This is a genomic window from Methylosinus sp. PW1, assembly GCF_000745215.1.
Taxonomy (GTDB): Bacteria; Pseudomonadota; Alphaproteobacteria; order Rhizobiales; family Beijerinckiaceae; genus Methylosinus.
Map to the genome: position 1 here is coordinate 1844695 of NZ_JQNK01000009.1, position 25799 is coordinate 1870493.

Genomic DNA, 25799 nt, shown 5'->3' on the forward strand with positions numbered 1-25799 from the left:
GGAATTGCGCTAGTCGCTCATGAAAATTCGAAAGCGTCGCGCCGCTTGCGCGCCGCCGATTGCGATCGGCCGTCGGCGCCGGAGGACGGGGGCCTCGGAGTGGTCTCCGCCATCCAGGGCGCGCGGAGCAGCCCACGCCAGGGCGCGGCGAGATGGCGGTCGAGCGCGTCGGCCAATCGCGCGAATCCGTCATATCCCCAATAGTGATTGCCCTTGCGATCGAAGAGCGGCGATAAAGGCAGCGCGGGGAGGCCGCGCTTGCGCCAATCGTATTCGTCGCGCTCGAGCCCGAGAACGAGATCAGGCGCCGCCTCGGCGAGATAGGCTTCGACAGCGCCGGCGCTCGGCGTCTCGCCGTCGCAGACGCGCCGCGGCTGGCGCCGGGCGCCGGTCTTGCCCGTCCATCCCGTGACATCGCCGATCCGCATGCCGAGCAGCCGGAAGGGCTCGAGCTGATCCTGCGTCATGGGCTTGAAATGAAGCAGCAGCTTTCCCTGCAGCCGCGGTCGATAGCGCGCGACGACAGCATCTGTCGCGGCGCGATTTTTCGCGATCACGCGTTCGGCGCGCGCCTGAATCTGCGGGCCGAAATGCGCGGAGACAGCGCGCAGCGCGGCGTCCGTCGCCGAAGGCCCCGCGAAGCAGGTCCATTGAATCGGCGCGCCGAACCAAGTGTGGAGAAGCTGCGCATAGCCACCCGCGCGCAGGTCGCGCGGCGGCTCCTGGCCGAGCGAAAAGCCGATGACCAGCTTGCAGCCGCTCGCCTTGGCGAGATCGCTCGAGGAGGAGCCTGTCAGCACATGGATCGGCCGCAGGCCGATGTCGCGCAGCAGCCGATCGACGATCCAGACGAGGCCGGCGGCGTCGCGGTAAAAGGTCAGAGCGACGTCGCGCGCGCTCGAGCGCGCCTGCTTCTCGCGGCTCTGCGCGGCTTTCAGCGCCGCGGCGGTGTCGACGACATAAGTGCAGTTGATCCGCGCGGATTCGCTTGCGATCGGAATGATCTGCATGTCGAGCGCGCGCGCCTTGATCTTGGCGACGCCGCGCGCATTGGCGTTCATCAGAGCGATCGGGTCCTCGTTCAGTATGGTCGCGCCACGCGCCAGCGGAAACAGCGTCTTCAATTCGTCGAGCGCGCGGGCGAGACGCGCGTCGCCGTCGTCGTCCATATCCTCGGCGCGCAGATCGGTGCAGGCGTGCAGCGCCGCGAATCCATCGACGCCTTGCACGAATCCTGGCACGACGAACCGCGTCGCCTGCGAGAAGACACCGCAGCCGACCGGGCCGTGGACGAGTGGCGCCATATCGAGATTGGCGCCCCAGCCGCTATTGCTCTCCCCTATGAAAGAACCCGTGCAATAGCGCAGCAGCCCGGCGTCGGCATGGGGCCGCGTCGGCGGCTCGGGCAGTCGATCCATCGACATGCGCTCGCGCGGCGGTTCGACCGGCCGCTCGCTCTTGGGCTTGCGGCCGCGCGGATCCTTCTTGTAATCGGCCGCGGCGGTCGCGCTCTCGGGCGTTGGCGCGGATGGCGATCGCTTCGGCGTGATTCCGACCATCCCCGCGGACGGGCCGGTACGCCATCGGATCGCGAGACCCTTCTGTTTCTTTGGGAGGAGTGGGTTGAGCGAACGCATGCCCGGATTGGCGACCTTCGTCATGTATGGCTCCTATATAACGGTAGCCTCCAGCGTCGCTGTCAACATTTTTTTATTTGTTTGCAAACAGATAATTACTTGTCTGAAAACCGACAAGCGATCTTCCGGTTTTCGACGCGGCGCAGCGGCCGCAAAATCAGGAAAGAGCGCGCGCTTCGCTCCTTCGAGCTGGCCTTCCACACGCCGAGCGTGCCGCCGCTCCGCCCTCATCATGGACGCCAAATATCGGTCGGAACGCAAGAAAATGCCATCGGCGCCGCAAGAATCGGCTTTTGCGCCATGGCGCACTCATGCAATATATCTCTCCTACATAGCGTGAACGAGGAGTGGAGCAGTGGCATTCGCAGCCGACGTCGATTCGGGGACGACTCACGGGCCCATCGTCGAGAGCCTGCCGATCCTGCTCTATGGTCTGCTCTTTCTGCTGATGCTTTTCTCGCTGACTCTGGGCCGCTATCCCGTGCCTTTCGCGGATGTCGCGCGCATCGTCTTCACCACCTTCCCGATCAACGCCGTCGGCGATTACGAGAACGCCCCCTGGGTCGTCGTCGAGATCGTGCGCATGCCGCGCATTCTGCTTGTCACGCTATGTGGCATGGGGCTCGCGATGTCGGGCGCGGCGATGCAGGGCGTCTTCCGCAATCCGCTCGTCGGGCCAGAGATCGCCGGCGTCTCGTCCGGCGCCGCGCTCGGCGGCGTCGCCGCCATAATGCTGTCCTGGCCGCCGCTCGCCATTGTCGGCCTCGCCTTCGGCTCCGGCCTCGGCGCGCTCGCCGCCGCTTTCGCGCTCGCTCGGCTCACCGGACGCGCCAGCACGCTCGCTCTCGTGCTCTCCGGCGTCATCGTCGGCGGCTTCTGCGGCTCGCTCGTCGGCCTGTTGCAGACGCTCGCCGATCCTTTGGTGAAGCTGCCCTCCATCGTCTATTGGCTGCTCGGCAGCTTCGCCGGCGCCACTTACGACAAAGTGGCGATCGTCGCCTGCGTCACGCTCTTTGCGGGCACGGCGCTGCTCGCCTTGCGCTGGCGCATCAATCTGCTCTCGCTGGGCGAGACCGACGCCGCGGCGCTCGGCGTCAATGTCGAGGCGCTCCGCTGGGGTCTGATGGGCCTCGTGGCCCTGCTCGTCGCCGCGCAGGTCTCCGTCTCGGGCGGCGTCGGCTGGGTCGGGCTCATCGTGCCGCATCTCGCCCGCATGCTGGTCGGGCCGGAGCATACACGCCTCTTGCCGACCTCCGCTTGTCTCGGCGGCATTTATCTCCTCGCCATGGACGATATCGCGCGCAGCGCGACCGAGCAGGAGATTCCGATCGGCCTACTGACCAGCGCGGTCGGCACGCCGGTCTTCGCTTTCCTCTTCTGGAAGACGCAATCGAAAGGCTGGATGCGTGAGTGAGCCGGCGATCGCCCTTACCGACCTCGGCTATTTCTATCGGCCGAACCAATGGGTGCTGCACCATTGCGACATGCGCGTCGCACGCGGCCGCGTCTTCGCGCTGCTCGGCCCCAATGGCCGGGGCAAGACGACGCTGCTGCATCTCCTCTTCGGCGCGCTGAAGCCCTGCGAGGGCTCCCTTACGGTGAATGGGCGCATCGCCTTCGTGCCGCAGCTCTTCGAGGTCACCTTCGACTATACCGCGCTCGACATGGCGCTGATGGGGCGCGCCCGAAAGATCGGCCTGTTCTCGCAGCCCTCGCGCGCCGACGAGGCGGCGGCGCTCGCCGCGCTCGATCGCTTCGGCATGGCCGATTACGCCGAGCGGCCCTTCGGCGAGCTCTCGGGCGGCCAGCGCCAGCTCGTCATCTTCGCGCGCGCGCTAGTCGCGGAAGCCGATATTCTCGTTCTCGACGAGCCGACATCGGCGCTCGACCTCGAGAACCAGTCGCTGGTACTCGAGCGCATCTCCGCCCTCGCGCGCGACGACGGGCTGACGATCGTGATGACGACGCATCATCCGCATCATGCGTTGGCGGTCGCCGACGAGGCGCTGCTGATGCGCGGGCAAGCCGATTATCTCTGCGGCAGAGCGCGCGAGATTTTGACCGAGGACAATCTCTGCTCGCTCTATCGCGCGCCGCTGAAGCGCATCGCCTTCGAGCACGAAGGTCGCGAGATCGAGACCATCGCGCCGATCCTCGTGCCTGCCAAGACGGCGCGTCTTCGCTCCGACGAGATCGTCGGAGCAGATTGATGAGCGCCGCTATGACGGACGAGACTCCACGCGAGGTTTCTCTCGCAGCGCGATCTCGCGCACATGAGGAAACGGTTCTGCCGGCCTGGCTGCGGCCATTGGCGATCGGCGTCGCCCTCGGCGCGCATGCGGCGATATTGATCGGCTTCATCGCTTTCGTCGTCGACAAGCCGACGCCGCTCGAGGATGTGCGCGTCGAGCTCGTGCCGCAAGGCGAGACGGTGACCGAGACGAGCGTCTCGCCGACGCCGGACGCCGCGCCGACCTTCGCGCTCGACCCCACGCCCGCCGCCGCGCCCGATTCGACTTTGCGCGAGGATCCGGACGTCGCCAAGCCGAAGGAGCGCGCGCCCGCCGAGACGGCGGACCTCTTGTCCGTGCCCTTGCCGCAGATAGAAGCGTCGGACGCGGTGGAACAGCCGCCGATCGAGAATGCGCAGAAGAACTGGCGCCGCGTGGAGGAGAAGAAGCGCAAGGAGAAGATGGAAGAGGCCCGGCGCCAGGCGGCGCAACGCGTCGCGCGCTTGGAGCAGGCGCGCGCCCGCCAACAGGCGGCGCATGCGCAATCGGGCGCCGCCGCCGTGCGCGCCGGCGTGCGGGAGGGCGCCGGCGACGCGCCGCGCATGTCCAACGCCGCCTATGCGGCGCTGGTCTCGGCCGAGATCAACCGCCACAAGCATTATCCGCCGAGCGCCCGCGAGAGAGGCGCGACCGGCTCGGTCGGCGTCGTCTTTTCGATCGGACCGTCAGGCGCCGTCACCAGCCACGGCATCACGCGTTCCTCGGGCAATGGCGCAATCGACGCCGCCGTGCATCAGATGCTGGCCGTATCCCGTCCGCCACCGCCGCCCGGCGGATATTTCCGCGGAAGCGTCGTCATTTCCTTCGATCTCTCGAGGTGATCGGCCCTACATCGCCTACCTACCGCTCGGCTTGCCCGAAAGGTTGGCCTCGAACTCCGCAATCGACTGTCCATCGACTCCAGCCGCTCCCTGGTTGGCCTTCACACGCTTGAAGGCTTCCCAGACTTCCCGTTTGGGGATGTCGAACGGCTTTACCTTGTCCACGGACTCCTCCCGTCGCCGGTTGGCCCGTGGCCTCGGCTGAACAACGCAGCCCCTTCGCTCCAGCCCCATTACAGAACCTTCATCACTACTACGGGCTGCTCCGTCCCTGTGCTCCGCATAGCTACTTTCGCCCTCGCGGTTGGAGCCGCTTGTGGCTTGTCGCTTCACGCCATCGGCGTGACGGAGCCCAGGTTCTCACGTTCCATACGAAAGCCTGGTCGAGCTTCGCGCCGCCTACATGCCGGATGCCGCTCGGGCCGTATCAGGTATCCCCCGAACTTATCCCGGAGGAAGGGTCACCCCCCGGTTTTGACATCGCCTAAACCGCTTTCGACACTTCATCGACGGTTTGCTTTCGCTCGCCTCTCTCGACCTTGCCTGCCGGGATCATGTCCCGGCGTTTCCGCAACGCTCACAGCCACGGCTCTTGACCGAAGCTGCTTGCGGTGGCTTGAGATCAGCACCTGATTGCCGAACTCGAAGGGCCCTCCTTCATCTCTCGTATAGTTGAGCGCCGCCGATACTCGCGACAGCGCGCTCGTAACACACGACCCTTTGCTGCCATCCCCTCTGTCGTCGATGAATGACCGCTCGCAGCAGGAGTCGACGTTCCGGTCTTCGCTGGCACCGCACTTCAAAATGAACAAAGCTGGCTAGAATCCGGCCCGGTAGCTCCGAACGCCGCCCAGGCGCGTTTCCTGTTCTTGCTTTGCAAATAGCTGGGGGATCAGCCCCTTTGCGCCGCAAGGGCTCACCTTCGGTCGGTGAGCTAACCATTAGTTTCGCCGACGGTGCGCTTGCGCTAGGAAGGCTGATGTTCACCGTCCACTCCGACGAACTCAAAGACTTCACCGGCGACCAGCTCGTCGAGCTGTTGCGCCGCCTGCTCTTTGCCGAAGCCCGCAAAGCCGGCGTTCCGCTGCGCAGTGTCGAAGTGCCTCTTCAGATCACGGTCGCCGACGGCGGCCAGGATGGCACCGTCTTTTGGAAGGGTGGCGAGTCCTCGACCGATTACTTTCCCAGCCGCGACATCGTCTTCCAGTGCAAGGCGAAGGATTATGGTAACGCCCAATGGGAGAAGGAGGTCTGGACCAAGGAAACTCAGACAAAAAGGATCAAGGAGAAGGCGCTCAACGACGCGCTCAAAGGTGTGCTCGATCGCGGCGGAACCTATATCGGCATCACCGCCAAGCCGCTGGTCGGCGCCAAGCCTGCTGATCGCGTTGCCGCCATACGAAAGGGCATAACGACTGCCGGCGGCGACCCGACCAAGCTCGCTGGGGTCCATGTCTATGAAGGCAACAGGCTTGCAGCGTGGGCGAGCGCCCATCCGGCTGTCGCTGTCTGGATCAAGCAGATGCACGCCGCAATCGACCTCGCTGGCTTCTCGACCCTCGAGCAGTGGGGCAAGCGCGTCGATATCGCGACGCCGGCATTCGTCGACAGCCCCGACCGTAAATTCTCGCTCGGTCCATATGACGCTGATGCGATCGACTTCTCTCAGCTCGCCGCGCGTCTCGCCGATGAGCTGGACGAGGCCGGCTCATCTGCCCGTATCTGGGGGGCGTCGGGTATCGGCAAGACTCGTGCCCTCTATCATGCCCTCATTACCAGCACGGGCCTGCTCGGTGGGCTGACCACCGCCAACTTCATCTTCTGCGATTATCGCGAGGTCAGATCGAGGCTTTGGGACGTCGCCAATCAGATCGTGAAGGAAGGATCCGGCGCGATCCTCGTGGTCGACGGATGTCCGCTCGGGGAAGCCCGTAAGCTCAACGCGCTTGCCCTCACCGAGGATAGCCAGCTCCGCGTCATCACGATCGGTCCCGACGGCATCGACCATGACGATCACTGCGTGATGATCCGGCTGACCAAGGCCGACCGCGCGACGATCAGAGGCATCCTCAAGGCCGGCCTGCCGAAGGCGAAGGCGGACGAACTCGATTATATCGCCGACCTCTGCGATGGTTTCCCTCGGATCGCCGTGCTTGCGAGTGAGAGCTACGAAAAAAAGGGCATCCTAAAGTCTGTCGACGATGTCGCTCAGCAGATCCTCCACGCGGCCGGCGCCGAGCGTGAGACCGTGCGCGCACTCGAGTGCCTGTCACTGTTCGACAAGCTCTCGCCCGATGAAAATCCCAAAGAGTTCGACGACATTGCCGAGACGCTGGTCCATATGAAGGGCGAGCTGATGTACGAGAGTCTCGTCATCGCCGCCGGTCAGCATCTGGTCGATCGGAACTACGGCGCGATGAATGCTCAGCCCCGGCCGATCGCGGACTTTCTCGCGCTGCGGCGCCTCGACTATCTACGTCCCTCCACCCTCATCGACTTTCTCGGCCGCGCCTTGCCGCAGCATCGCGATGCGATGCTCGCGCGCTGGCGCTTCCTCGCCCGGTCGCGGACGCTGAGTGAGGTCATCTACGCCCTTCTGCGTGAGTCATTCGCCGACGCCAAAATCCTCGATCCGGTTGCCGCGCCCTATCTTCTCGCCTTCGCTCGGGTCGAACCCGACCGGATGGCGACCGCTCTTTTCCTCGTCATCGGCCGTATGCCGCTCGACGAGCTGGCCGCGATCCGGTACGCTGATGGGCTGGTCGACACCCTGCGCCTGCTCGCTGGCCGTCGGGACAGCTTCAGGCCGGCCGCGCAGATGATCTTGCGCCTTGCGGCTGTCGCGGACACCGAGGGCGCGCCCCCGGTCGTCAAGCTTTTGCGGCAGCTTTTCCAGGTCGCATTGGCTGGAACGCAGGCCGACGATCGCCGTCGCCGAGAGGCGCTCGAGCACGCGCTTGAGGAGGACGATCCGCGGATCAGGCGGGCCGGCGTCGAGGCGCTGGGCGCGATGATCCAGACCTATATCTCGCGCTCCGACGAGTTCGAGCAGGTCGGTGCAGAACCTTATCGCCCCGAATGGGTGCCCGCCGACAACGGCACGATCCATTCTTATTTCAACTGGGCGCTCGACCGGCTGCGCGAAGTCTGGCGCAAGGATCCTGAGCTGCGTCCCGCCATCGAGGACAATGTTGCCGGTGACCTGCGCAATCTGCTGATGCCCGAGCTTCTCCCGACCATCGATGCCTTCGTCCGCGAGGTCGTCGCGGCCTCGGACCACTATTTCGGCGCGACGAAGAGCATTGGCGAATGGCTCTATTTCGATCGGCCTGAAAAACCGACCAATTTTTCGCGAGCGGTTCGCGCCCTCTATGACGCGACACTCCCTACGGACCCGGTTGATCAGGCGCTGCTCTACAGCCGCTTCTGGGTCTCGGACATCCACGATCCCGACAAGCGCTATGCGCAGGATCAGGCGAATCCGGACTTCGAATATTCGGCCCGGCGCGCGCAGTCTCTGGCACCCGGAATCGCGCGCAATCCGGGCCAGCTCGCGCGCGTCATCCGCACTATGGCGAGCCAAGAGATGAACGCCCCTCACCCCTTCGCTCACGCTCTGGCTGTCGAGCTGCCAGATCCGCTCGGTGCTTTCGAGCAGGCCGTCGAGGCGCTCGATGCGAGCCGCACCCGTGCCGGCGTGAATTTCGTCAGCTCGCTCCTCTCGGCACTCGACCGCAGGCTTGCCGATCGAGCCGACGACCTCGATGAGCTCGTCGCGATCGCAAGGAAATCCGTAATACTTGCGGCGAACCCGATGTACATCGTGATGTCGCTCCGGGTCACGGACGAGCGACTAGACGACTTCGCCAATGACGTCCGCGACGGCAACGTCATACCCCGGCAGGCCGTCGTCATTTCTCATGGCAGAAGGCTCAACGATGTCTCGCCCGGCGCGCTCGGGAGATTGATCACCGCGCTGATCGAGCGCGGAGATGACGGTGGTGCCTGGGCTGCGCTCGAAATCCTCTCAATGGTCACGCATGATCGTAACGCGCTGACGCCGGAGATCATCGACCTGGTGAAGCGCACCATTCTGTCGCCGTCGATCGCTGACGACGCTGAGGGCAACGCGTCGAATGCCGATTACAACTACGACCGTCTGCTACGGCTGCTCAACGCATCCGGTGCCATCGATGACGACTTCGCCCGGAATTTTGCCCTTCAGATCGAGAATGCCTGTCGGACGACGGGCGGGCGCCATGGCCGTCCTTCGGACGCCCTGCGCGGCGCGCTCGCGATTGTCGTCAAGGGCGCGCCGAAAGAAGTCTGGCCGGTGCTCGCTGGCTTTTATGAGATCGCGACGCGCGTCGAGCGCGAGCGCCTTAATTCGATCACCTCGGCGACCAAGCTCTTCGCCTTTGACGTCTCGCGCACGGGCCCGGGCGCGCTGTTTGAAACACCGCTCAAGCTCATGCTCGATTGGGTGGCCGGCGACCCGGATGCCCGGATCGGGTTCCTGCTGAGCTTCTTCCCGATCCTTGAGCAAAAGGGCGAGACCTGGGCCTGGCATTCGGCGTTGCAGCGCCTCGCCAAATTGTACGGCGGCTCCAAGCGGTTCCGGGACGCTCTCCGCCTGCGCATCTATCCCAGCTCCTGGGGTGGCTCGCTCAACCCGCATCTCACGAGCTTCAAAGCGCCATTGGCGGCATGGGTCGACGACCGCGTTCTGGGCGATTGGGCGAGTAGCATGCTCGATGCCGTCATCCGGTCGCTGGAGGATAATTTATACGGTCGCTAGTGCGCGTGCTGCCCGGCCGTTCACTGGCAGACGTATGGCAGATCCCGGCAGGAGCGGTCGTTCATCCACCGATCGAGGAATGGCTTGAAATGGCGCATCTTGGACAACATTACCCATAAGCCAAAGCGAGATGAGAGTAGCCCCCCGCGTTGGAAACCCTGTAATTCAGAGCCTCGGATCGATCGGCTCGCTCTCCAGCGCGAGGATCGCGAAAACGCATTCATGGGTCTTGCGCAGGGGCGCGCCGGCGGTAAAGCGCGTCAGGGCTTCATGGCCGAGCGCGAATTCGCGCAGGGCGTTGGTCCTTTTGGCGCCGAGGCCGCGTTGGCGCAGGCGTTCGAGATGTTCCGGCAGATCATATTCCGGGCCGTAGATGATGCGCAAATATTCCGGGCCGCGCACCTTCAGCGCCGGCTGGATCGGCCCCTTGGCGCCGCGCGCGATGTAGTCTCGCGGCTTCACCACCATGCCTTCGCCGCCCGCCGATGTCAGCTCCTCCCACCAGCGCGTCGCCTCCTCGCAGGCCGCCGTGTCGTCTAGGGCCAGGCGACGCCAGCGAGTCGTCGCCACATTCTGCGCGCCGGTCGCCGCCAATGTTTCGGCGATCGACATGTGCCAGAGATGGTCCTTGTCGAAATGCGTGGCGCCCTCGCTCGCCAGCAGATGGAACGGGGCGATGCGCAAATCGTCGAGCGAGCGAACCGGCCAGACATAGGGCTTCCATGCCTCGCCATAGCGCGCTGCCTTCTCGGCGCGGATCGCGAGCCGATCGCGCAGCGCCTCGACAGGAATGCCGCGAGCCGCGGCGCGCGCGGCGGCGTCATGGGCGAGGGCGAGCCCGGCGTGGCTCGCGGCGGCGACCGGCGCATATTGCTGCTCGATCAGCGCCGAGGCCTTGGCGGACCAGGGCATGATTTCCGCATCGAACAGGAGCCAGTCGGTCGCGAGCGTCTCCCAGAGGCGGGCGCTGTCGCAGGCAGCGCGCAGCCGTGCGAGAAGCGCCTCGCATTCGGCGCCGTCGGCGAAGAAGGCGCGGCCGGAGCGCGTCCATATCTGGCCGCTCTCGCCGGAGAGGACGCCGAAGCGCCGCCGCGCGACATCGGAGTCGCGGCAGAGCGCGACGACGGCGCGCGAGCCCATGTGCTTTTCCTCGAGCACGACCTCCCTTTGGCCGCGCTCGCGGAAAAAGGCGAAGGCCTCCTCCGGGCGCTCGAGAAAGCCGTCGCGCGCGCTCGTCTCCACCGGCGACATGGTCGGCGGGAGATAGACGAGCCATTGCGGCGCGAGGGCGAAACGGCTCATTGCTTCGAGCGCCGCCGCCGCATTCTCCTCGGCGATGGGAATGCGCCGCAGCAGCGTCGTGTCGATCCATCGCCGTCCCGACACATCGGCATGATCGAGAAGTCGATCCGCCTCGGCCTGCAAGGCGGTCTCCGGCGCGGCGACGAGCGGGCGCGCCGGCTCACAATAGACGCGCGCCGCCGGAACCTCGACCAGTCCCCGCTCCGGCCAGAGCAGCGCTGTGAGCTTGCCGCCGAAGACGCAGCCCGTATCGACGCAAATGGTGTTGTTGACCCATTCCGCATCCGGCGTCGGCGTATGGCCATAGACGATTGCCGAGCGGCCGCGATAATTCGCCGCCCAGTCGAGCCGCACCGGCAGGCCGAACTCATCCGTCTCGCCCGTCGTCTCGCCGAACAGAGCGAACTCGCGGACCGCGGGCGAGCCGCGGCCGATCATCTCCTCCTTCAGCCCGGCATGGGCGACGGCGAGCTTGCCGCCGTCGAGCCAATAATGGCTGCGGAGATCCGCGAGGAAAGTCTTCACGCGCTCGCGGAACTCGGCCGGCTCCTCGGCGAGCTGATCGATCGACTCCTGAAGCCCATGGGCGACCGTGACCTTTCGGCCTTCGAGCCAGCGCGACAATTTGCGGTCATGATTGCCCTGCACGACATAGGCGACGCCGGCCTCCTGCGCAGCCATGGCGAGGCGCAGAACGCCCGGAACATCCGGACCGCGATCGACGAGATCGCCGACGAAGACCAGCTTGCGGCCATGCGGGGCCAAGACGGCGTCGCCATCGCCCTCGACGACATAGCCGAGCGCTTCGAGCAGCCGCCGCAACTCGTCGAGGCAGCCATGCACGTCGCCGATCACATCGAAGGGGCCGACATCGTCGCGCTTGTCGGTCCACATGGGGCGGCGCTCGACGACCGCGGCCTCGATCGCCGCGACCGAGGACAGCTTCCAAATCTGCCGAAAGCCCTCATTGGCGAGGCCGCGCAGGCCGCGATGAATCTCCTGAATCATGCGCTGCGGCACGCCGGGGCCGAAATCGCGATCCGGCCGCGTCTTGTTCCGCTCGATGCAGACATCGAGGCCCGGATCGACGACGATCGCCACGGGCAGCGCATGCCAGCGGCGCGCGAGCTCGACCCAGGATTTGCGATCCGCGGCGCGCACATTGGTCGCGTCGATCACCGCGAGGCGGCGGTTCTTCAGCCGCTTCTCGGCAATGGCGGCAACCAGCGCGAAAGCGTCGGCCGAGGCGGATTGGTCTGTCTCGTCGTCGCAGACGAGACCGCGGCAATGATCCGAGGAGATCACCTCCGTCGGCTTGAACCAGCGCGACGCGAAGCTCGATTTGCCCGCGCCCGTCGCGCCGATCAGCACGACGAGGCAGAAATCGGGAATGTCGAGGAGGGTCGGGAGAGGCGCATTCATCTCGAGAACACCGCGACCTGTGTGACGGGGCCGAGCTCTGGATGCTCCTCGCCTATGCCGGAAAGAGCGACCGAATAGCCGTGGCTCTCGGCGCTCGCCTGCGCCCAATCACGAAATTGCGCGCGAGTCCATTCGAAGCGATGGTCGGGATGACGGAAGGCGCCCGCCGGCAGAGCATCGAACAGGGCGTTATATTCGGCGTTGGGCGTCGTCACGATCACGGTCTTCGGACGCGCTGCGCCGAAGACGATCTCGACCAGCGTCGGCAGGCGATCGGCGTCGAGATGCTCGATCACCTCGACGAGGGCGACGGCGTCGACGTCGGCCCAGCGCGCGTCGCGATAGGTGAGCGCGCCATGCAGCAGGCTCAACCGCTCCACGGAAGGACCGCCGGCGCGATCGAGCTTCAGCCGCTCTCTGGCGCGCTCCAGCGCGCGGGTGGAGGCGTCGAGACCGATGATCCGCTCGAAGCCTCGCTCCTTGACGAGACGTTGCAGCAGCCGGCCTTCTCCGCAGCCGAGATCGGCGACGCTGCGCGCGCCCGCCTCTTTCAACAGGCCGACGACGGCGTCGAGCCGCCGATCGTGCAGACGCAGCGGCGCCTCCAGCGCCTCCTCGCGCGGCGGCGTCTTTTCGTCCTCCAGACCCTCCTCAGCCTCGGTGTCCGGCGCGAGACGCGCGAGGGCGGCGCGCGCGAGGCTGCGGCGGTTCTTCAAGAAGCGCCGCGCGATCGTCTCGCGCTCGGAGTGCCCGACGAGCCAGGCGCCGCCTTTGGCGACGAGCTTCTCCACCTCGTCGTCGCCGACCCAATAATGCTTATCGGCGTCCATCGCCGGGATCAGCACATAGAGATGACCGAGCGCATCGGCGAGGCGCAGCGTCCCCGCGAGCCGCAGCTCGACATAGCGCGAGGGGCCGTCCGCCCCCTCGATTCGGCGCGCCTCCACGGTCCAGCCGAGCGGCCCGAAGAGACGCTCCAGCAAATCGCCGTCGCGCGGCGCGGGGAGAGGCGCGACGACGATCTCGAGCGGGATCGCCGTCGCCGCGAGCTCCGGCCGCTCGCGCGAGACGCCGGTCATCGCCGTGCGGAACGCCTTGTTGAGCGCGACCGAGAGGAAGGACGACGCCGCATAGGGACGGTCGTTGACATATTGATCCGCGACCCCTTCGGCGCCGCCGCGGCCGCGCACGAGTGCGACCGGATCGAGGTCGAGGACCAGCGCCGCCTCGCAGCGCTCCACGTCGGCCTGCGGGAAAAACACGGTTCCGCGTCCAAAGGACAGCTCGAGGTCATGAGCGCGATCGGGATGCTTCATCAGCAGAAAGCCGAGATCGGTGGCCGGCGCATGCGTGGTGGCGATGGACAAATACATGACGGATATCGAGCTTGCTCGGCAATGTGTTCGGCGCGGAAGCCTATAGCAGGCGAGCTTCGACTTGTCTTGGGCAGGAGTGGCGAGCGCAGGGCGGCGCTCGACGTCGATGACGCCTGAACCACACGCCGATGGTCCACGATCTTGCATCCAGGCGCCACCATGATGTATCAGTGTCACCATTGGACGGCGCGGTGGCCGGATAGGGTTTTTCGGTAGAATCAACAAGTTACGTGTCTATTGGTAGCGAGTCCCTCCTCCGCTACCAAGAACATAGTTTTTCGATTAGTTTCATATAATTAGTGATTTGCTGGCTCGACGCCGTGCTGCTACGAAGGCGCTACCATCAATGGCGCTCTCGAATTCGTCGTTACGACGGATATTGGCATGCGCTGACCCTCAAAATCTCGACCGTCTTATCTGCTGTCGTCGACTTTCGCCGGCGACCTTCTCGGTGAACTGAGCAGGCGTCACTTCGGCCGCACACCGAGCAGCAAGCCGCTGTCCGCCGCGGAATTTTCGCTCGATCCCGTAACGACTGAGGGCTTCGACGCGAGCGCCAGTCCACGGAGCCGAGTGGCGTCGACACCCAGGCGCGCCAATGCGGCTACCACCGCCTCCGCCCGTCGCTTGGACAGCTTCTTGGTATCTCCATAAGCTGCAACCGTTGCTCTGACGCGGGGATGGACCGCCAGAATGTCGGCGACCGCCTGCAATTGCGCCTGCGCGGCAGGCCGCAGGCCCTCTCCACGCGGCTCGAAAGCGACGCCGTCGAGCTCGAACCAGACGAGTTCTCGCGCGGAAGGCGCCTCGCCGACGAGGAATGCGCGCAACTTCGACTCCACCCCTTCGCTCGCAGTGACACTGGATCGCGTTTCCGCTTTCTGCGTTTCGGCTGAGCGCTCCGTCGGGAGAACCGGAACGGCCCCGGCCGGCGGCGCTGCCTCGGACTGCGCTGATGGAAGCGGCGGCGTTTCGGCGACGGGAAGGCCCGGCCGCCATGGGCGCCACCACGCCAGAGCGGCCACGATCGCCAGCGCGGTGGCCGTCGCCCCCGCCAATATCGAGCGTCTCGAGCCGGCCGGGCGGCGGAGGGCGTCGGTAGCGGCCGGCTCGTCGATGCGTGATCGGCGCAGCCGTAGCGAGTTGGCGATCACGCTCACCGAGGACAGCGCCATGGCCGCGGCGGCGATCGTCGGCGACAACAGCAGGCCGAAGGCCGGGTAGAGCGCGCCGGCGGCGACGGGCACGCCGGCGGCGTTGTAGAAAAAGGCGAAGAAGAGATTCTCGCGAATGTTGCGCATCGTCGCGGCCGAGAGGCGCCGACCGCGGACGATGCCCCGCAGATCGCCCTTCAGCAAGGTGACGCCGGCGCTCTCGATCGCGACGTCGGTTCCCGTCCCCATGGCGACGCCGACATCGGCGGCGGCGAGCGCCGGCGCGTCATTGACGCCGTCGCCCGCCATTGCGACGACGCGGCCGGCTGTCCTCAGCCGGCTCACCACCTCGCTCTTGTCTTCTGGAAGAATCTCGGCTTCGACCTCGTCTATGCCGAGCCGCTTCGCCACAGCGCGCGCCGTCGTCCAATTGTCGCCCGTCAGCATGACCACGCGAACGCCGTCCTTCCGCAGCGCCTGCAGAGCGGCGGGCGTCGTCTCCTTGACGGGATCGGCTATGCCGATCACGCCGGCGACGGCGCCGTCCATGGCGACGAAAATCGCCGTGGCGCCGTCTTCTCTGAGCTGCTCGGCCTCCGCGTCGGCGGCGCCGACGTCGATGCCGATCTCATCCAGGAAACGACGATTGCCGATAACGAGCGATCGATCGTCGACCACCCCCGTCACGCCTTTGCCGACCGGCGAATCGAAGTCCTTCGCTTCGGAGAGCTCGAGCCCGCGCGCGAGCGCCGATTGCACGATCGCCTGCGCCAGCGGATGCTCGCTCGCCCGTTCGAGGCTCGCGGCCAGACGCAGCAGCTCGTTCTCGGCGAGCCCCGCTGTCGGTCGGATGTCCGTCACCCGTGGCTTACCCTCCGTCAGCGTGCCAGTCTTATCGACGACGAGCGTGTCGATCTTCTCGAAGCGCTCCAGAGCTTCGGCGTTCTTGATGAGCACGCCGCTCTGCGCGCCGCGTCCGACGCCGACCATGATCGACATCGGCGTCGCGAGGCCGAGCGCGCAGGGGCAGGCGATGATGAGGACGGACACCGCCGCGACGAGGCCATAGGCCATGCGCGGCTCCGGTCCCCAGAGCGCCCAGGCGATGAACGCGAGGACGGCGACAGCGATGACGGCCGGAACGAACCAGCCGGAGACCTGATCGGCGAGCCGTTGGATCGGAGCGCGGCTGCGCTGCGCCGCGGCGACCATCTCGACGATGCGCGCGAGCATCGTGTCGCGGCCGACCTTGTCGGCGCGCATGACGAAGCCGCCGGTCTGGTTGAGCGTGCCGCCGATGACATGGTCGCCGGCGGCCTTGGTCACCGGCAACGACTCGCCGGTGACGAGCGATTCGTCGACCGAGCTGCGGCCGTCGAGCAGCGCGCCGTCGACGGGAATCTTTTCGCCGGGCCGCACGCGAAGTCGATCGCCGACCGCGACATTTTCGAGCGGAATGTCCTCGTCCGAGCCATTGGCCGCGATGCGCCGCGCGGATTTCGGCGCGAGATCGAGCAGAGCGCGAATCGCGCCGCCGGTCTGTTCCCGCGCGCGCAGCTCCAGCACCTGGCCGAGCAGAACGAGGACAGTGATGACCGCGGCGGCCTCGAAATAGATTGGGACCGAGCCGTCGGCGTTGCGGAAGGCCGGCGGGAACAGGGTCGGGACAAAAGTCGCGAGCACGCTATAGGCCCAGGCCACGCCCGTGCCCATGGCGATGAGCGTGAACATGTTTAGATCGCGCGTCACGAGGGACCTCGCCGCCCGCTCGAAGAACGGCCAGCCGGCCCACAGAACGACGGGTGTCGCGAGAACGAATTGAATCCAATTAGAGAGCTGCGGTGAAAGCAATCGATGCAGGCCGAGAAAATGTCCGCCCATCTCCAGAGCGAGGACAGGAACGGCGAGGGCGAGGCCGATCCAGAATCGCCGCGTCATGTCGACGAGCTCCGGGCTCGGCCCGGTCTCGGCGCTCGCGACGACGGGCTCGAGCGTCATTCCGCAGATCGGGCAATTGCCGGGCTGCGGCTGCCGAATCTGCGGATGCATCGGGCAGGTGTAGATCGCCTCCGGGCGAGAGCTTCGCCCGGCGCTTTCGTCTAGCGTGGCTCCTGCCGGAGCGGACACACGCTCCTCATGCGAGCGATGATGGGCGTGCTCATGGGCCATTGGAGAACCCTTCAGAGACAATGGGCGCCGATCACGGCATTCGGAACGGCGGTCATCGATTGAAAAAGCAGGATACGACGCTCAGCGCGACGCTGACGATCGGCGAGGTCGTGAAGGGAATATAGAGGCGGAAATCGCCGCGTTCGACCACTATGTCCCCGGGCAGGCGGCCGACGCCGAACCGCTCGCCGGTTCTTCAGCGCGCCGCCCGAGGGGTTCGTGAAGCAACCAATAGCTTTTCCGCGCATGAGCGAGTTAGCGTCTTTCGTAGTGATTCGGTGGCTGGCGTAAGAATCCCCTGCTACCGAGGCCTCTCAATGTCGTGGCGCCCACAAACTTCCGCCGCTAAGCCGAAGCGAAAATATTTATTCTTTATCTGCATCCTGGAGAAGATTGGCCCGGCTTCCTTGATCGTCGGAACAGTTCATGGCTGCGCGCCAGTTCCGCCGCCGTTTATTGCGCCTGAACCGTTCGACGTCGGGATGCCCGCGCCTGCTACGCATTATCGATCTACGATCGGCTCTTACATCAGCCAGCGGCCGGTCCAGCCAGGCTCCTGGAAAGAGCAAAATGCGCAACTGGCCCGATCGTCGGAGCAAGGGCGTCACGGCGGTTCGGAGCATGAGCATTGAATCGGCTCCCATGCTTTCCATCGACGCTGCGACGGCGGCGGATCGCCCAGAGACTTCGAGCCGGCGCAGCGCTGCTCTCCGCCATGACGCTTTCCGCTTGTGTCGGCTTTTCAGACGACGGCGGCATGAGCATCGTCGCGGACGTCGCCGGTAGCCCGCTCGAAAAGGACGTGCTAGCGATCCGCACGCTGGACGACGCCGCATCCGCTCGAGCTCGCGTCGAGCTTCTGCTCTCGCGAGCGCTGACCGCAGACTCGACGGTGCAAATCGCCCTGCTCGCAAATCGTAGCCTTCAGGCGGCGTATAATGCATTGGGCTCCGCGGAAGCGGCGATGGTGAACGCGGTCCTTCCGCCAAACCCGAGCTTTTCAATTTCGCGGATCGCCGGACCATTGAAATTGGAGCTCGAGGCGATCATCGCCGCCGATATTCTCGCATTGGCGACTTTGCCGGCGCGGGCGGAGATCGCTGCAGATCGCTTTCATCGGGCGCAGCTGCGGGCCGCCGAGGAAACGCTCCGGCTCGCGGCCCGAGCACGCAAAGACTATTATCGCGCGGTCGCGGCGCAGGAGCTCGTCGCTTCTCTCGATAAAGCGAATTCGACGGCCGAATCGGCCGCGCAGCTCGCCAGAGCCTTGGGCGAGACCGGCGCGATGAACAAGCTCGATCAGGCGCGCGAGCAAGTGTTCTACGCCGATCTTGCTGCTCAGCTCGCGAAGGCGCGCCAGCGAGCGATCGCGGAACGTGAGCAGCTGATCCGGTCGCTGGGCCTGTGGGGCGATAATCTCGATTTCAAGCTTCCCGGCTCCTTGCCGGCGCCGCCCTCTCGTCCAAAGAGCATGCCCATGGTCGAGCAGGAAGCGGTGGCGCGTCGCCCCGATCTTTTCGTCGAGGGCATAGAGCTCGATGCGCTCGCAAAATCGTGCGGGCTCGTCGAAGCGACTCGCTTCGTCAATGTCTTCCAACTCTCCGGCGTCTACAAGGACACGCGGGAAATCGTCACCAGAGTTTCGAGTGACGGGACGATCGACACCGAGCGTGTTCGATTCAGGGTTTTTGGCCCCGGCGCCACGATCGAGATTCCGATCTTCGACTTCGGCGAGGCGCGCACGCGCGAGGCGGAGCAGAACTATATGCAGGCGTTCAACCGCCTCGTGGCGAAAGCCGTCGACGTTCGGTCCGAAGCGCGCCTAGCGTATCAGACCTATCGCTCCACATGGGACGTAGCGAATCATTACCAGCGCGAGATTTTGCCGCTGCGCAAAATCATCACGGATGAGAGCCTGCGGCGATACAATGCGATGCTGATCGACGTCTTCCCGCTGCTCGCCGAGGTGCGCCAGAGGATAATGGCGAACATCGCGGCGATCGAGGCCAAACGCGACTTCTGGCTCGCCGACGCCGATCTTCGGGCCGCGGTCATCGGCGGAGTCGAAACGCGAGTCGAAGAGACGTCCGTATCGCGGATGGATGCGACCAGCCAGTGACGCAGGAGGAGAGACAGACAATGATGTCTCGAAGGAGCTTCATCGGCGCCGCGGCTGGATATGTGAGCGTCGCCGCTCTGAGCGGCCGCGCGCAGGCGGCGAGCATTCCAGAGGCGCATTATGCGACGAGCGCGGAGACGCGACCTCCGCTGCTTCCCCCGAATGGTCCCGAATTTCATCCCGTCGTGACATTGAACGGGTGGAGCCTGCCATGGCGCATGAAGGAAGACGTCAAAGAGTTCCATCTCGTCGCGGAAGCCGTTGTGCGTGAGTTCGCGCCCGGGATGAAAGTGCATCTTTGGGGCTACAACGGCCAATCGCCCGGTCCGACCATAGAGGCGGTCGAAGGCGACAAGGTCCGCATTTTCGTGACGAACAAGCTGCCGGAACCAACCTCGGTCCACTGGCATGGAATCTTGTTGCCGAACGGCATGGACGGCGTGGCCGGCGTCACGCAGCCTCATATTCCGCCGGGCAAGACCTTCGTCTACGAATTCGAGCCGAAGACGAGCGGAACCTTCATGTACCATACGCATTCGGACGAAATGGTGCAGATGGCGATGGGCCTGATGGGGATGATCGTCGTGCATCCGCGCGATCCCGAGCAGCATAGGGTCGATCGCGATTTCGTCTTCATGCTGGGCGCCTATGACGTCGATCCCGGGACCTATGTGCCGAAGGTCGTGGAGATGACGAACTTCAATATGTGGACATTCAACAATCGCGTCTTTCCTGGCATCGATCCGCTCGTCGTACGTTTGAACGATCGTGTGCGCGTGCGGATGGGCAATCTCACCATGACAAATCATCCGATTCACCTGCATGGCCACCATTTTTACGTCACCGGCACGGATGGGGGCTGGATTCCTCGATCTGCGCAAATGCCCGAAGCGACCGTCGATGTCCCCGTCGGAACGATTCGCGCCTTCGAGCTCGTCGCGAACAATCCGGGCGACTGGGCCTTGCATTGTCACAAGTCGCATCACACGATGAATGCGATGGGACATGATTTGAGAACTTTCATCGGAGCAAAGCAGAGCCCCAGAGTTGCCAAAGCGATTGCCAAACTGGTTCCGGGTTACATGCCCATGGGTTCGTCCGGGATGGGCGATATGGCGTCGATGCACATGCCGGGGCCAGATAACGCGCTTCCCATGATGACGGGAACAGGCCAATTCGGACCTATCGAAATGGGCGGCATGTTCACGCTCATGAAAATCCGAGAGGGACTGGCTCGCAACGACTATAAGGACCCAGGTCCTTACGAGTTTCCGGAAGGAACCGTGGCTCACGACGTCGGGGGTCGACCGGCAGAGGCGTCGCGACATGAAGGAATGAAGAGCACGAAAAGCCCTGCGGCGGGGCCATCCGGCCAACACCACCATGAGCATCATTGAACAAAGAAAAATTGTTAGACTGAGAGCGCCGCGGGAGACGTAGCAAGGAAATCAGCGGCAACGAACCTCGCCGATCGGAGCCGGCGCAAAGACAAGTTTTCGTCCGCAGATCGAATGGACAAGGTCGGCTTGGTCCTTTTTAGCTGGCGCAGACACGAAAGCTCGAATTCGAGCATGTGAAAAAAAGTTGTCATCGCCGGACGAAGCCGACGCGACGGCTCGCAGGTTTTTTTCCTCACCCACTTGCCAGTTTCGAGGATATGGCAGCGGTGAGTGAGGCGATCGAGCAGAGCCGTCGTCATCTTGGCGTCGCCGAAGACTGCGGCCCATTCGCCGAAGCTCAGATTCGTCGTGATGATGACGCTGGTCCGCTCGTAGAGCTTGCTCAGCAGATGGAACAGCAGCGCTCCGCCGGAGCCGCTGAACGGCAGGTAGTCCCATTGGTGATCGAGCCCGGCCTCGTGAAACGCCGCGATCTGTTGATGGAAGCCGGTCGCGAGCAGTCCAAAACCGGCCATTCGAGGAGACCCACCCTATGTCGGCTTTCCCAACCAACAGTGGTCATTCGTTCGATATTGGGCCTGACGAGATGGCTACGCCAGATCTGCGTCCCTCGTATTGACCATGTTCTCCCGCTCTCCTTGAATCAGAGGACATAGCGTATCGCCTTGAGAGTAAATAACGCAACAATCCCCTCCCTGCTTCGGCTCGAGAAGCGATTCACCGCCCTTGCATTCGCAGAAGCGCAAGCAAGCATCCGTTGGCATTGCGCAGTCGGACGATGGCCACAATCCGGGTGCGTGATTGTAAAGACGAATTTCATTCTACGAAAAAATTGAGCAGCGCTGTAACGGCGCGGCCTCCGTGTGTCGCAGACGTTATCGACAACCTCAGGTGCTGCGTCAGCCTGCGGGCAGTGTCGGCGCCGGGCCTGCGCGCCGCCCCGCGGTAACATTTTTTGGTGGCCGCGAATCTTTTATCGATTTCCGATCCTCCTATCGGTCGAGGAACGATCCTCGGCCACGATGGGAGATGGAAAAATGCTATATGTGAAGAATGTTCCTGGCTGGGAACGCGTCGCCAGAGTGGCGCTGGGACTAGCGCTCGTGGCCGCTTCCGTCTCCTATCTCGGCGCGACGCCGGCCGGCTGGGGCGTCGGCGCCGTGGGCCTCATGGCGATGACGAGCGGGCTGCTGGGCTTTTGCCCTGCTTGCGCCATGGTGGGTCGTCGGCTCGGTCACTGAGGGGAAGGCGATGGCGGCTTGCTCGCACGATCTCGTCGTCCGCGCCCAAGGAGGCGACGCCGCAGCGCTGGACCGTCTACTCGCCGAGTGCCGGTTCGACGCGCGCCGCTACGCCACGCGCCATTGCATGATCAGCGAGATCGATGACGCGGTGCAAGAGGCGCTTCTGATTGTCGTGCAGCGCTTGAGTACGCTGAGAACGGCGGCATCCTTCGCCGGCTGGCTGTTCACGGTCGTCCGTCGCGAATGCCGACGATTGTCGCGACGGATGGTCGCCCACGAGGAGTTGGACGAGGAAAGGATCGCGGAACGGCTCGCAGCGCGTCCGATGGACGAGCTACGAATGGAATTGGCCTTCGCGCTCGAATCCTTGCCCGCTCATTATTTGGACGTGATCCTTTTGCGTGACTTCGAGGAGATGACGATCGCCGAGATTTGCGAGCGTCTCGAAATCACCGTCCAAACCGCCAAAGCCCGCTTGCGTCGGGGGCGCTTATTGGTCCGAGAATATCTCATCGGCGTCGACTCGTCAGCGGCCTATCCCGCGCAGGATCGCCTCTGAAAAGCCGAATACAATTCGGGACTGGGCTTTCGCATCGAGAGCCGCTCGAAGCTATGGGCTCGATTTCGAGCCGAACCAAAAAGGAATAAAGCTATGAAGATAAAGGTCGCATACGGAGCGTCGCTCGCCATCGCCGAGGTTACCCTAGCTATCAATGGCGCAGCGACGAGCGCGCTCGCTAAGACGGCGGCGAATCCTGTGCATTGCGTTGGCATCAATTCTTGCAAAGGATTGAGCGCATGCAAGAGTGCGAACAGCTCCTGCAAGGGCCTGAACGCCTGCAAGGGTCGAGGGTGGGCGCCCGCCGACTCCGCCGAAGCTTGCACAGCGCAGGGCGGCACGGTTGCCGAGATGTGATCGCCGGGGCCGACTACTAGGCCCCGGTCCTGCTCCTCGCGACAAGGATTGGGCGGCGCCTCGCACGATCGCCCGGCCTCCGAAGCACATCATGGCGGTCCGGCTGCTCCGCGCCGCCATGGTCGCTACTCTTCTCGGCGCCGTTTCGGCGAGCGCCGCGGCCGCATCGGAATCAGACGCTCCGCCGTCACTAATGTCGGCCACGTCGCAGTTCATCGAACTCCGACCACAGACCAAGGCGCCGCCCGTGACGTTCGAACGGATCGATGGCAAGCCGGGGTCGCGCATCTCCTTTCGTTCCTCGACCCCGAGGGCCGCATCGCCACGCCACCGTCCGAAACGCGAGAGGCGCCTTTTGTTCTTCGCGGCATGCCGATTTCCTACGTGATCGATCCTCGAGGACGCGTGGTCGGCTATATCACCGGCGAAGTGGACTGGACCTCGCCGGACGGAGCTGCGCTCTTGCGCCATTATTCAAAAGCTCGCTGAATTGGCCGTCTGGCGGCGGATCAATTGGTTGCGCTGCGTCGGTAGAACTCGTCTCGATCGGTCGTGGCGCCAGCCAGGGGCTTCCCATCGCGTCTGCGGTCTCCGGCGCGCTTGCGCGGGGAATCGAGAGTCCGTAACAATTTTCCCAGTTGCGCGAATTTAGCTTGCAGGCCGGCTTCGGCTCATAAGAGGAGGCATTGGATGGATCGTCGTTCTTTCAATCTCGCGCTGGTGGGATCGCTCACCACGGCTCTCACCCTCTTGGCTTCCGCCGCTCCGGCGGAGGAAGAGGGCAAGGAAAAATGCTTCGGCGTCGCCCTCAAGGGTCAAAATGATTGCGCCGCCGGCCCTGGAACGACCTGCGCCGGATCGTCCAAGATCGATTATCAAGGCAACGCCTGGAAATATGTTCCGCGCGGGACCTGCGTCTCGATCGAGACGCCCTTCGGCAATGGCTCGCTGGAGGCGCTCAAGCGGCGCACCTGATCTTCGCGACATTCCGTCACAAAGGCGCGCGGGGAGCGGCATGGGCGAAACCGTTTCGACCTTTTCGTCCCGTCTTCCTGCTCTCGCCGGGGTCGGCTTCAAGCCGGCGCATTTCGATGCGATCTTCTCCGGCGCGCCTTCCGTGGGGTTTTTCGAGATTCACGCGGAAAATTACATGGGCGATGGCGGTCCGCCGCATCGCCAGCTCTCGCGTCTTCGCCAGGAATATCCGCTTTCGATTCACTGCGTCGGGCTTTCGATCGGCTCCAGCGAGCCGATCGATCGTCGACATTTGGAGCGATTGCGCGCTCTCTGCGACCGCTATCGGCCGGAGAGCATTTCCGAGCATCTGGCCTGGTCGACGCATGGCGGCGTCTTCTTCAACGATCTCCTGCCGCTGCCCTACACGCGCGAAACGCTGGAGCGGGCGATCGAGAAGGTCGACGAGATCCAGAGCTGTCTCGGGCGGCAGATTTTGCTGGAAAATCCAGCGACCTATCTCTCTTTCGTGGAAACGGAGATTTCCGAGCCCGAGTTTCTCGCCGAGATCGCCGATCGCAGCGGCTGCGGATTGCTTCTCGACGTCGAGAACATCTATGTGACGGCGACGAACAAGGGCTTCGACGCGGCGGCCTATTTGTCCAGATTCGCTTTCGCTCATGTGCGCGAAATCCATCTCGCCGGCCATTTCGAGACGCGCGGCGCGCGTGGCGAGGCTTTTGCGCTCGACGCCCATTGCGCCCCTGTGGGCGAGGCCGTATGGGCGCTTTTCGGTCAGGCGCTCGCGCAGACAGGTCCTGTCGCGACCCTCGTCGAATGGGACAATGAAACGCCCGAATGGGCGGCGCTCGCGCAGGAGGCGCAGCGCGCGCAATCCGTTCTCGACGGCGCAGCGCGGCGGGCCGCATGAGAGAGACCGCGCGAATGTGGGAGAGAGCGCAGGCGCAATTCGCCGCCGCCCTGCGCGAGGCGCGTCTCGCGGCGCCTGCTTCTCTGGTTTCCGAGAGGGGCGCGGCCGCCGATCGTTTCGAGGTCTATCGCAATAGCGTCATCGGCGGGCTCATCCGGGCGCTGGCCACACGCTTTCCCGCGGTGGAGCGTCTCGTGGGCGAAGAATTTTTCGCCGCAATGGCGCGCGAGTTCGTGCTCCTGCGGCCGCCGACCTCCGCTGTGCTGCTCGAATATGGCGAGGATTTCGCCGATTTCGTCGCGGGCTTCGCGCCCGCTTCTGAGCTGCCCTATCTCGCCGATGTCGCGCGGCTCGAGGATGCGCGCGTACGCGCCTATCACGCCGTCGACAGAGAGCCGCTGTCGCCGCTATCGCTGGCCTCGGTCGCTCCCGATCGTCTGGCGGAGCTCACTTTCGAAATTCACCCATCGGCCTTCGTCCTGCGGTCCGATCATCCGATGGTGACGATATGGGCGATGAACGCGGGCGAAGCCGAGGCGGCGCCGCTCGAGCATTGGGACGCCGAGGACGCTCTCGTGACCCGTCCGCGAATGCGCGTCGAGACACATCGCCTCGCGCCCGGCGGAGCGGCCTTCCTTCAGCGCCTCGCCGCGGGCGCCGAATTCGGCGACGCCGTTCGCGCCGCGATCGCCGAGGAGCCGGCATTCGATTTGTCCATGGCGCTCGTCGAGGCGCTCACGGCAGGATTTTTCACTGCATTCAGAGGTGACACATGAATGATTCCGCTCATGAAGCGACGCGGCCCGCATCGGGAGCGTCGCTCTGCGTCCTCACGCAGCGCGTGATCGGGGCGCTCGAACGCATTCCCTATTCCCTCATCGCGCTCGGCGCCCGCATTTTCCCGGCCGCCGTCTTCTGGCAGTCCGGACAGACGAAGCTCGAGGGTTGGCGCGTCTCGGAAAACGCCGTCTATCTCTTCAAGGAAGATTATAAGCTGCCGCTGCTCGATCCCGTCGTCGCGGCGCATGCCGCCACGATCATGGAGCATGTTTTTCCGGTTCTGCTCCTGTTCGGTCTCGCGAGCCGGCTCGCCGCAGCGGCGCTGCTCGCCATGACGCTGGTGATCGAAATCTTCGTCTATCCCGACGCATGGCCGACGCATGGCGTCTGGGCGACCTGCCTGCTGCTCGTCGTCGCGCGCGGACCGGGCGTCGTTTCGATCGATCGCCTGCTGCCGCGCCGGTGCGCGCATATGTGAGAGCGGG

General features: G+C 64.6%; 18 protein-coding genes and 3 pseudogenes. 12 read left to right on the plus strand and 9 right to left on the minus strand.

The genetic code is table 11. The annotated features are described in order from the left end of the window. Positions 1-17: 17 nt before the first annotated feature. Positions 18-1661, minus strand: a complete 1644-nt coding sequence (locus tag K369_RS18480) for a nitrogenase component 1 (RefSeq protein ID WP_245278239.1) — start codon at positions 1659-1661, stop codon at positions 18-20. A gap of 376 nt (positions 1662-2037) precedes the next feature. Between K369_RS18480 and K369_RS18485 the strand changes: the two genes are divergently transcribed. The 3 genes from K369_RS18485 to K369_RS18495 are packed head-to-tail and all read left to right on the plus strand — an operon-like array spanning position 2038 to position 4749. Further along, complete coding sequence (locus K369_RS18485; RefSeq protein WP_036295779.1) at positions 2038-3051, plus strand: iron ABC transporter permease; 1014 nt, start codon at positions 2038-2040, stop codon at positions 3049-3051. Beyond that, positions 3044-3847: an ABC transporter ATP-binding protein gene (locus K369_RS18490; protein ID WP_036293161.1), complete on the plus strand. Its 804-nt coding sequence runs from the start codon at positions 3044-3046 to the stop codon at positions 3845-3847. Before K369_RS18485 ends, K369_RS18490 begins: the two co-directional genes overlap by 8 nt. After that, a complete protein-coding gene (locus K369_RS18495) occupies positions 3847-4749 on the plus strand; it encodes an energy transducer TonB (RefSeq protein ID WP_051949389.1) in 903 nt (300 codons plus the stop codon). Before K369_RS18490 ends, K369_RS18495 begins: the two co-directional genes overlap by 1 nt. A 36-nt stretch (positions 4750-4785) precedes the next feature. Here K369_RS18495 and K369_RS26650 read toward each other — a convergent pair. After that, positions 4786-4914, minus strand: a pseudogene (locus K369_RS26650) (group II intron reverse transcriptase/maturase); the annotation flags it as partial. Positions 4915-5728: 814 nt separating this feature from the next. Between K369_RS26650 and K369_RS18500 the strand changes: the two are divergent. Beyond that, complete coding sequence (locus K369_RS18500) at positions 5729-9547, plus strand: hypothetical protein (protein WP_036293162.1); 3819 nt, start codon at positions 5729-5731, stop codon at positions 9545-9547. Between the two features lie 165 nt (positions 9548-9712). Here the strand turns inward: K369_RS18500 and K369_RS18505 are convergent, their stop codons facing one another. The 5 genes and pseudogenes from K369_RS18505 to K369_RS28295 form a co-directional block, all read right to left on the minus strand. Next, entirely contained in the window at positions 9713-12271 is a 2559-nt protein-coding gene (locus tag K369_RS18505) for a polynucleotide kinase-phosphatase (RefSeq protein ID WP_036293164.1), read from the minus strand. Further along, positions 12268-13644: a 3' terminal RNA ribose 2'-O-methyltransferase Hen1 gene (locus tag K369_RS18510; protein ID WP_036293165.1), complete on the minus strand. Its 1377-nt coding sequence runs from the start codon at positions 13642-13644 to the stop codon at positions 12268-12270. Before K369_RS18510 ends, K369_RS18505 begins: the two co-directional genes overlap by 4 nt. A gap of 470 nt (positions 13645-14114) precedes the next feature. After that, entirely contained in the window at positions 14115-14672 is a 558-nt protein-coding gene (locus tag K369_RS28290) for an OmpA family protein (RefSeq protein ID WP_371033328.1), read from the minus strand. A gap of 90 nt (positions 14673-14762) precedes the next feature. Continuing rightward, a pseudogene (locus K369_RS18515) lies at positions 14763-16970 on the minus strand (copper-translocating P-type ATPase); the annotation flags it as partial. A gap of 52 nt (positions 16971-17022) precedes the next feature. Further along, the gene (locus K369_RS28295) at positions 17023-17121 is read right to left on the minus strand and encodes a DUF2905 family protein (RefSeq protein ID WP_371033319.1); all 99 of its coding nucleotides are present in this window, start codon (positions 17119-17121) and stop codon (positions 17023-17025) included. Positions 17122-17727: 606 nt separating this feature from the next. Here K369_RS28295 and K369_RS18520 point away from each other — a divergent pair. Both K369_RS18520 and K369_RS18525 read left to right on the plus strand, forming a co-directional pair. Beyond that, entirely contained in the window at positions 17728-19089 is a 1362-nt protein-coding gene (locus K369_RS18520; protein ID WP_245278240.1) for a TolC family protein, read from the plus strand. A gap of 20 nt (positions 19090-19109) precedes the next feature. Next, positions 19110-20486: a multicopper oxidase family protein gene (locus tag K369_RS18525; RefSeq protein ID WP_036295796.1), complete on the plus strand. Its 1377-nt coding sequence runs from the start codon at positions 19110-19112 to the stop codon at positions 20484-20486. Positions 20487-20725: 239 nt separating this feature from the next. Here K369_RS18525 and K369_RS28300 read toward each other — a convergent pair. Further along, positions 20726-20920: pseudogene (locus K369_RS28300) on the minus strand (ATP-binding protein); the annotation flags it as partial. 159 nt (positions 20921-21079) lie between these two features. Then, complete coding sequence (locus K369_RS28045; protein WP_305727892.1) at positions 21080-21253, minus strand: GDCCVxC domain-containing (seleno)protein; 174 nt, start codon at positions 21251-21253, stop codon at positions 21080-21082. A 282-nt stretch (positions 21254-21535) separates the two neighbouring features. On the opposite strand from K369_RS28045, the gene K369_RS18535 reads away from it, so the two are divergent. From K369_RS18535 to K369_RS18570, 6 genes are all read left to right on the plus strand, one after another. Beyond that, positions 21536-21730 carry a DUF2892 domain-containing protein gene (locus K369_RS18535; RefSeq protein WP_371033320.1) on the plus strand — a complete coding sequence of 65 codons (195 nt, stop codon included), beginning with the start codon at positions 21536-21538 and terminating at the stop codon, positions 21728-21730. A 10-nt stretch (positions 21731-21740) separates the two neighbouring features. After that, positions 21741-22292 carry an RNA polymerase sigma factor gene (locus K369_RS18540; protein WP_036293166.1) on the plus strand — a complete coding sequence of 184 codons (552 nt, stop codon included), beginning with the start codon at positions 21741-21743 and terminating at the stop codon, positions 22290-22292. A 1047-nt stretch (positions 22293-23339) separates the two neighbouring features. Further along, the gene (locus K369_RS18555) at positions 23340-23624 is read left to right on the plus strand and encodes a DUF2282 domain-containing protein (RefSeq protein WP_036286815.1); all 285 of its coding nucleotides are present in this window, start codon (positions 23340-23342) and stop codon (positions 23622-23624) included. A gap of 40 nt (positions 23625-23664) precedes the next feature. After that, entirely contained in the window at positions 23665-24534 is an 870-nt protein-coding gene (locus tag K369_RS18560) for a DUF692 domain-containing protein (RefSeq protein WP_036293170.1), read from the plus strand. A gap of 14 nt (positions 24535-24548) precedes the next feature. Continuing rightward, the gene (locus K369_RS18565; RefSeq protein WP_036295804.1) at positions 24549-25310 is read left to right on the plus strand and encodes a DNA-binding domain-containing protein; all 762 of its coding nucleotides are present in this window, start codon (positions 24549-24551) and stop codon (positions 25308-25310) included. After that, the gene (locus K369_RS18570; RefSeq protein ID WP_036286808.1) at positions 25307-25792 is read left to right on the plus strand and encodes a DoxX family protein; all 486 of its coding nucleotides are present in this window, start codon (positions 25307-25309) and stop codon (positions 25790-25792) included. Before K369_RS18565 ends, K369_RS18570 begins: the two co-directional genes overlap by 4 nt. Positions 25793-25799: the final 7 nt, after the last annotated feature.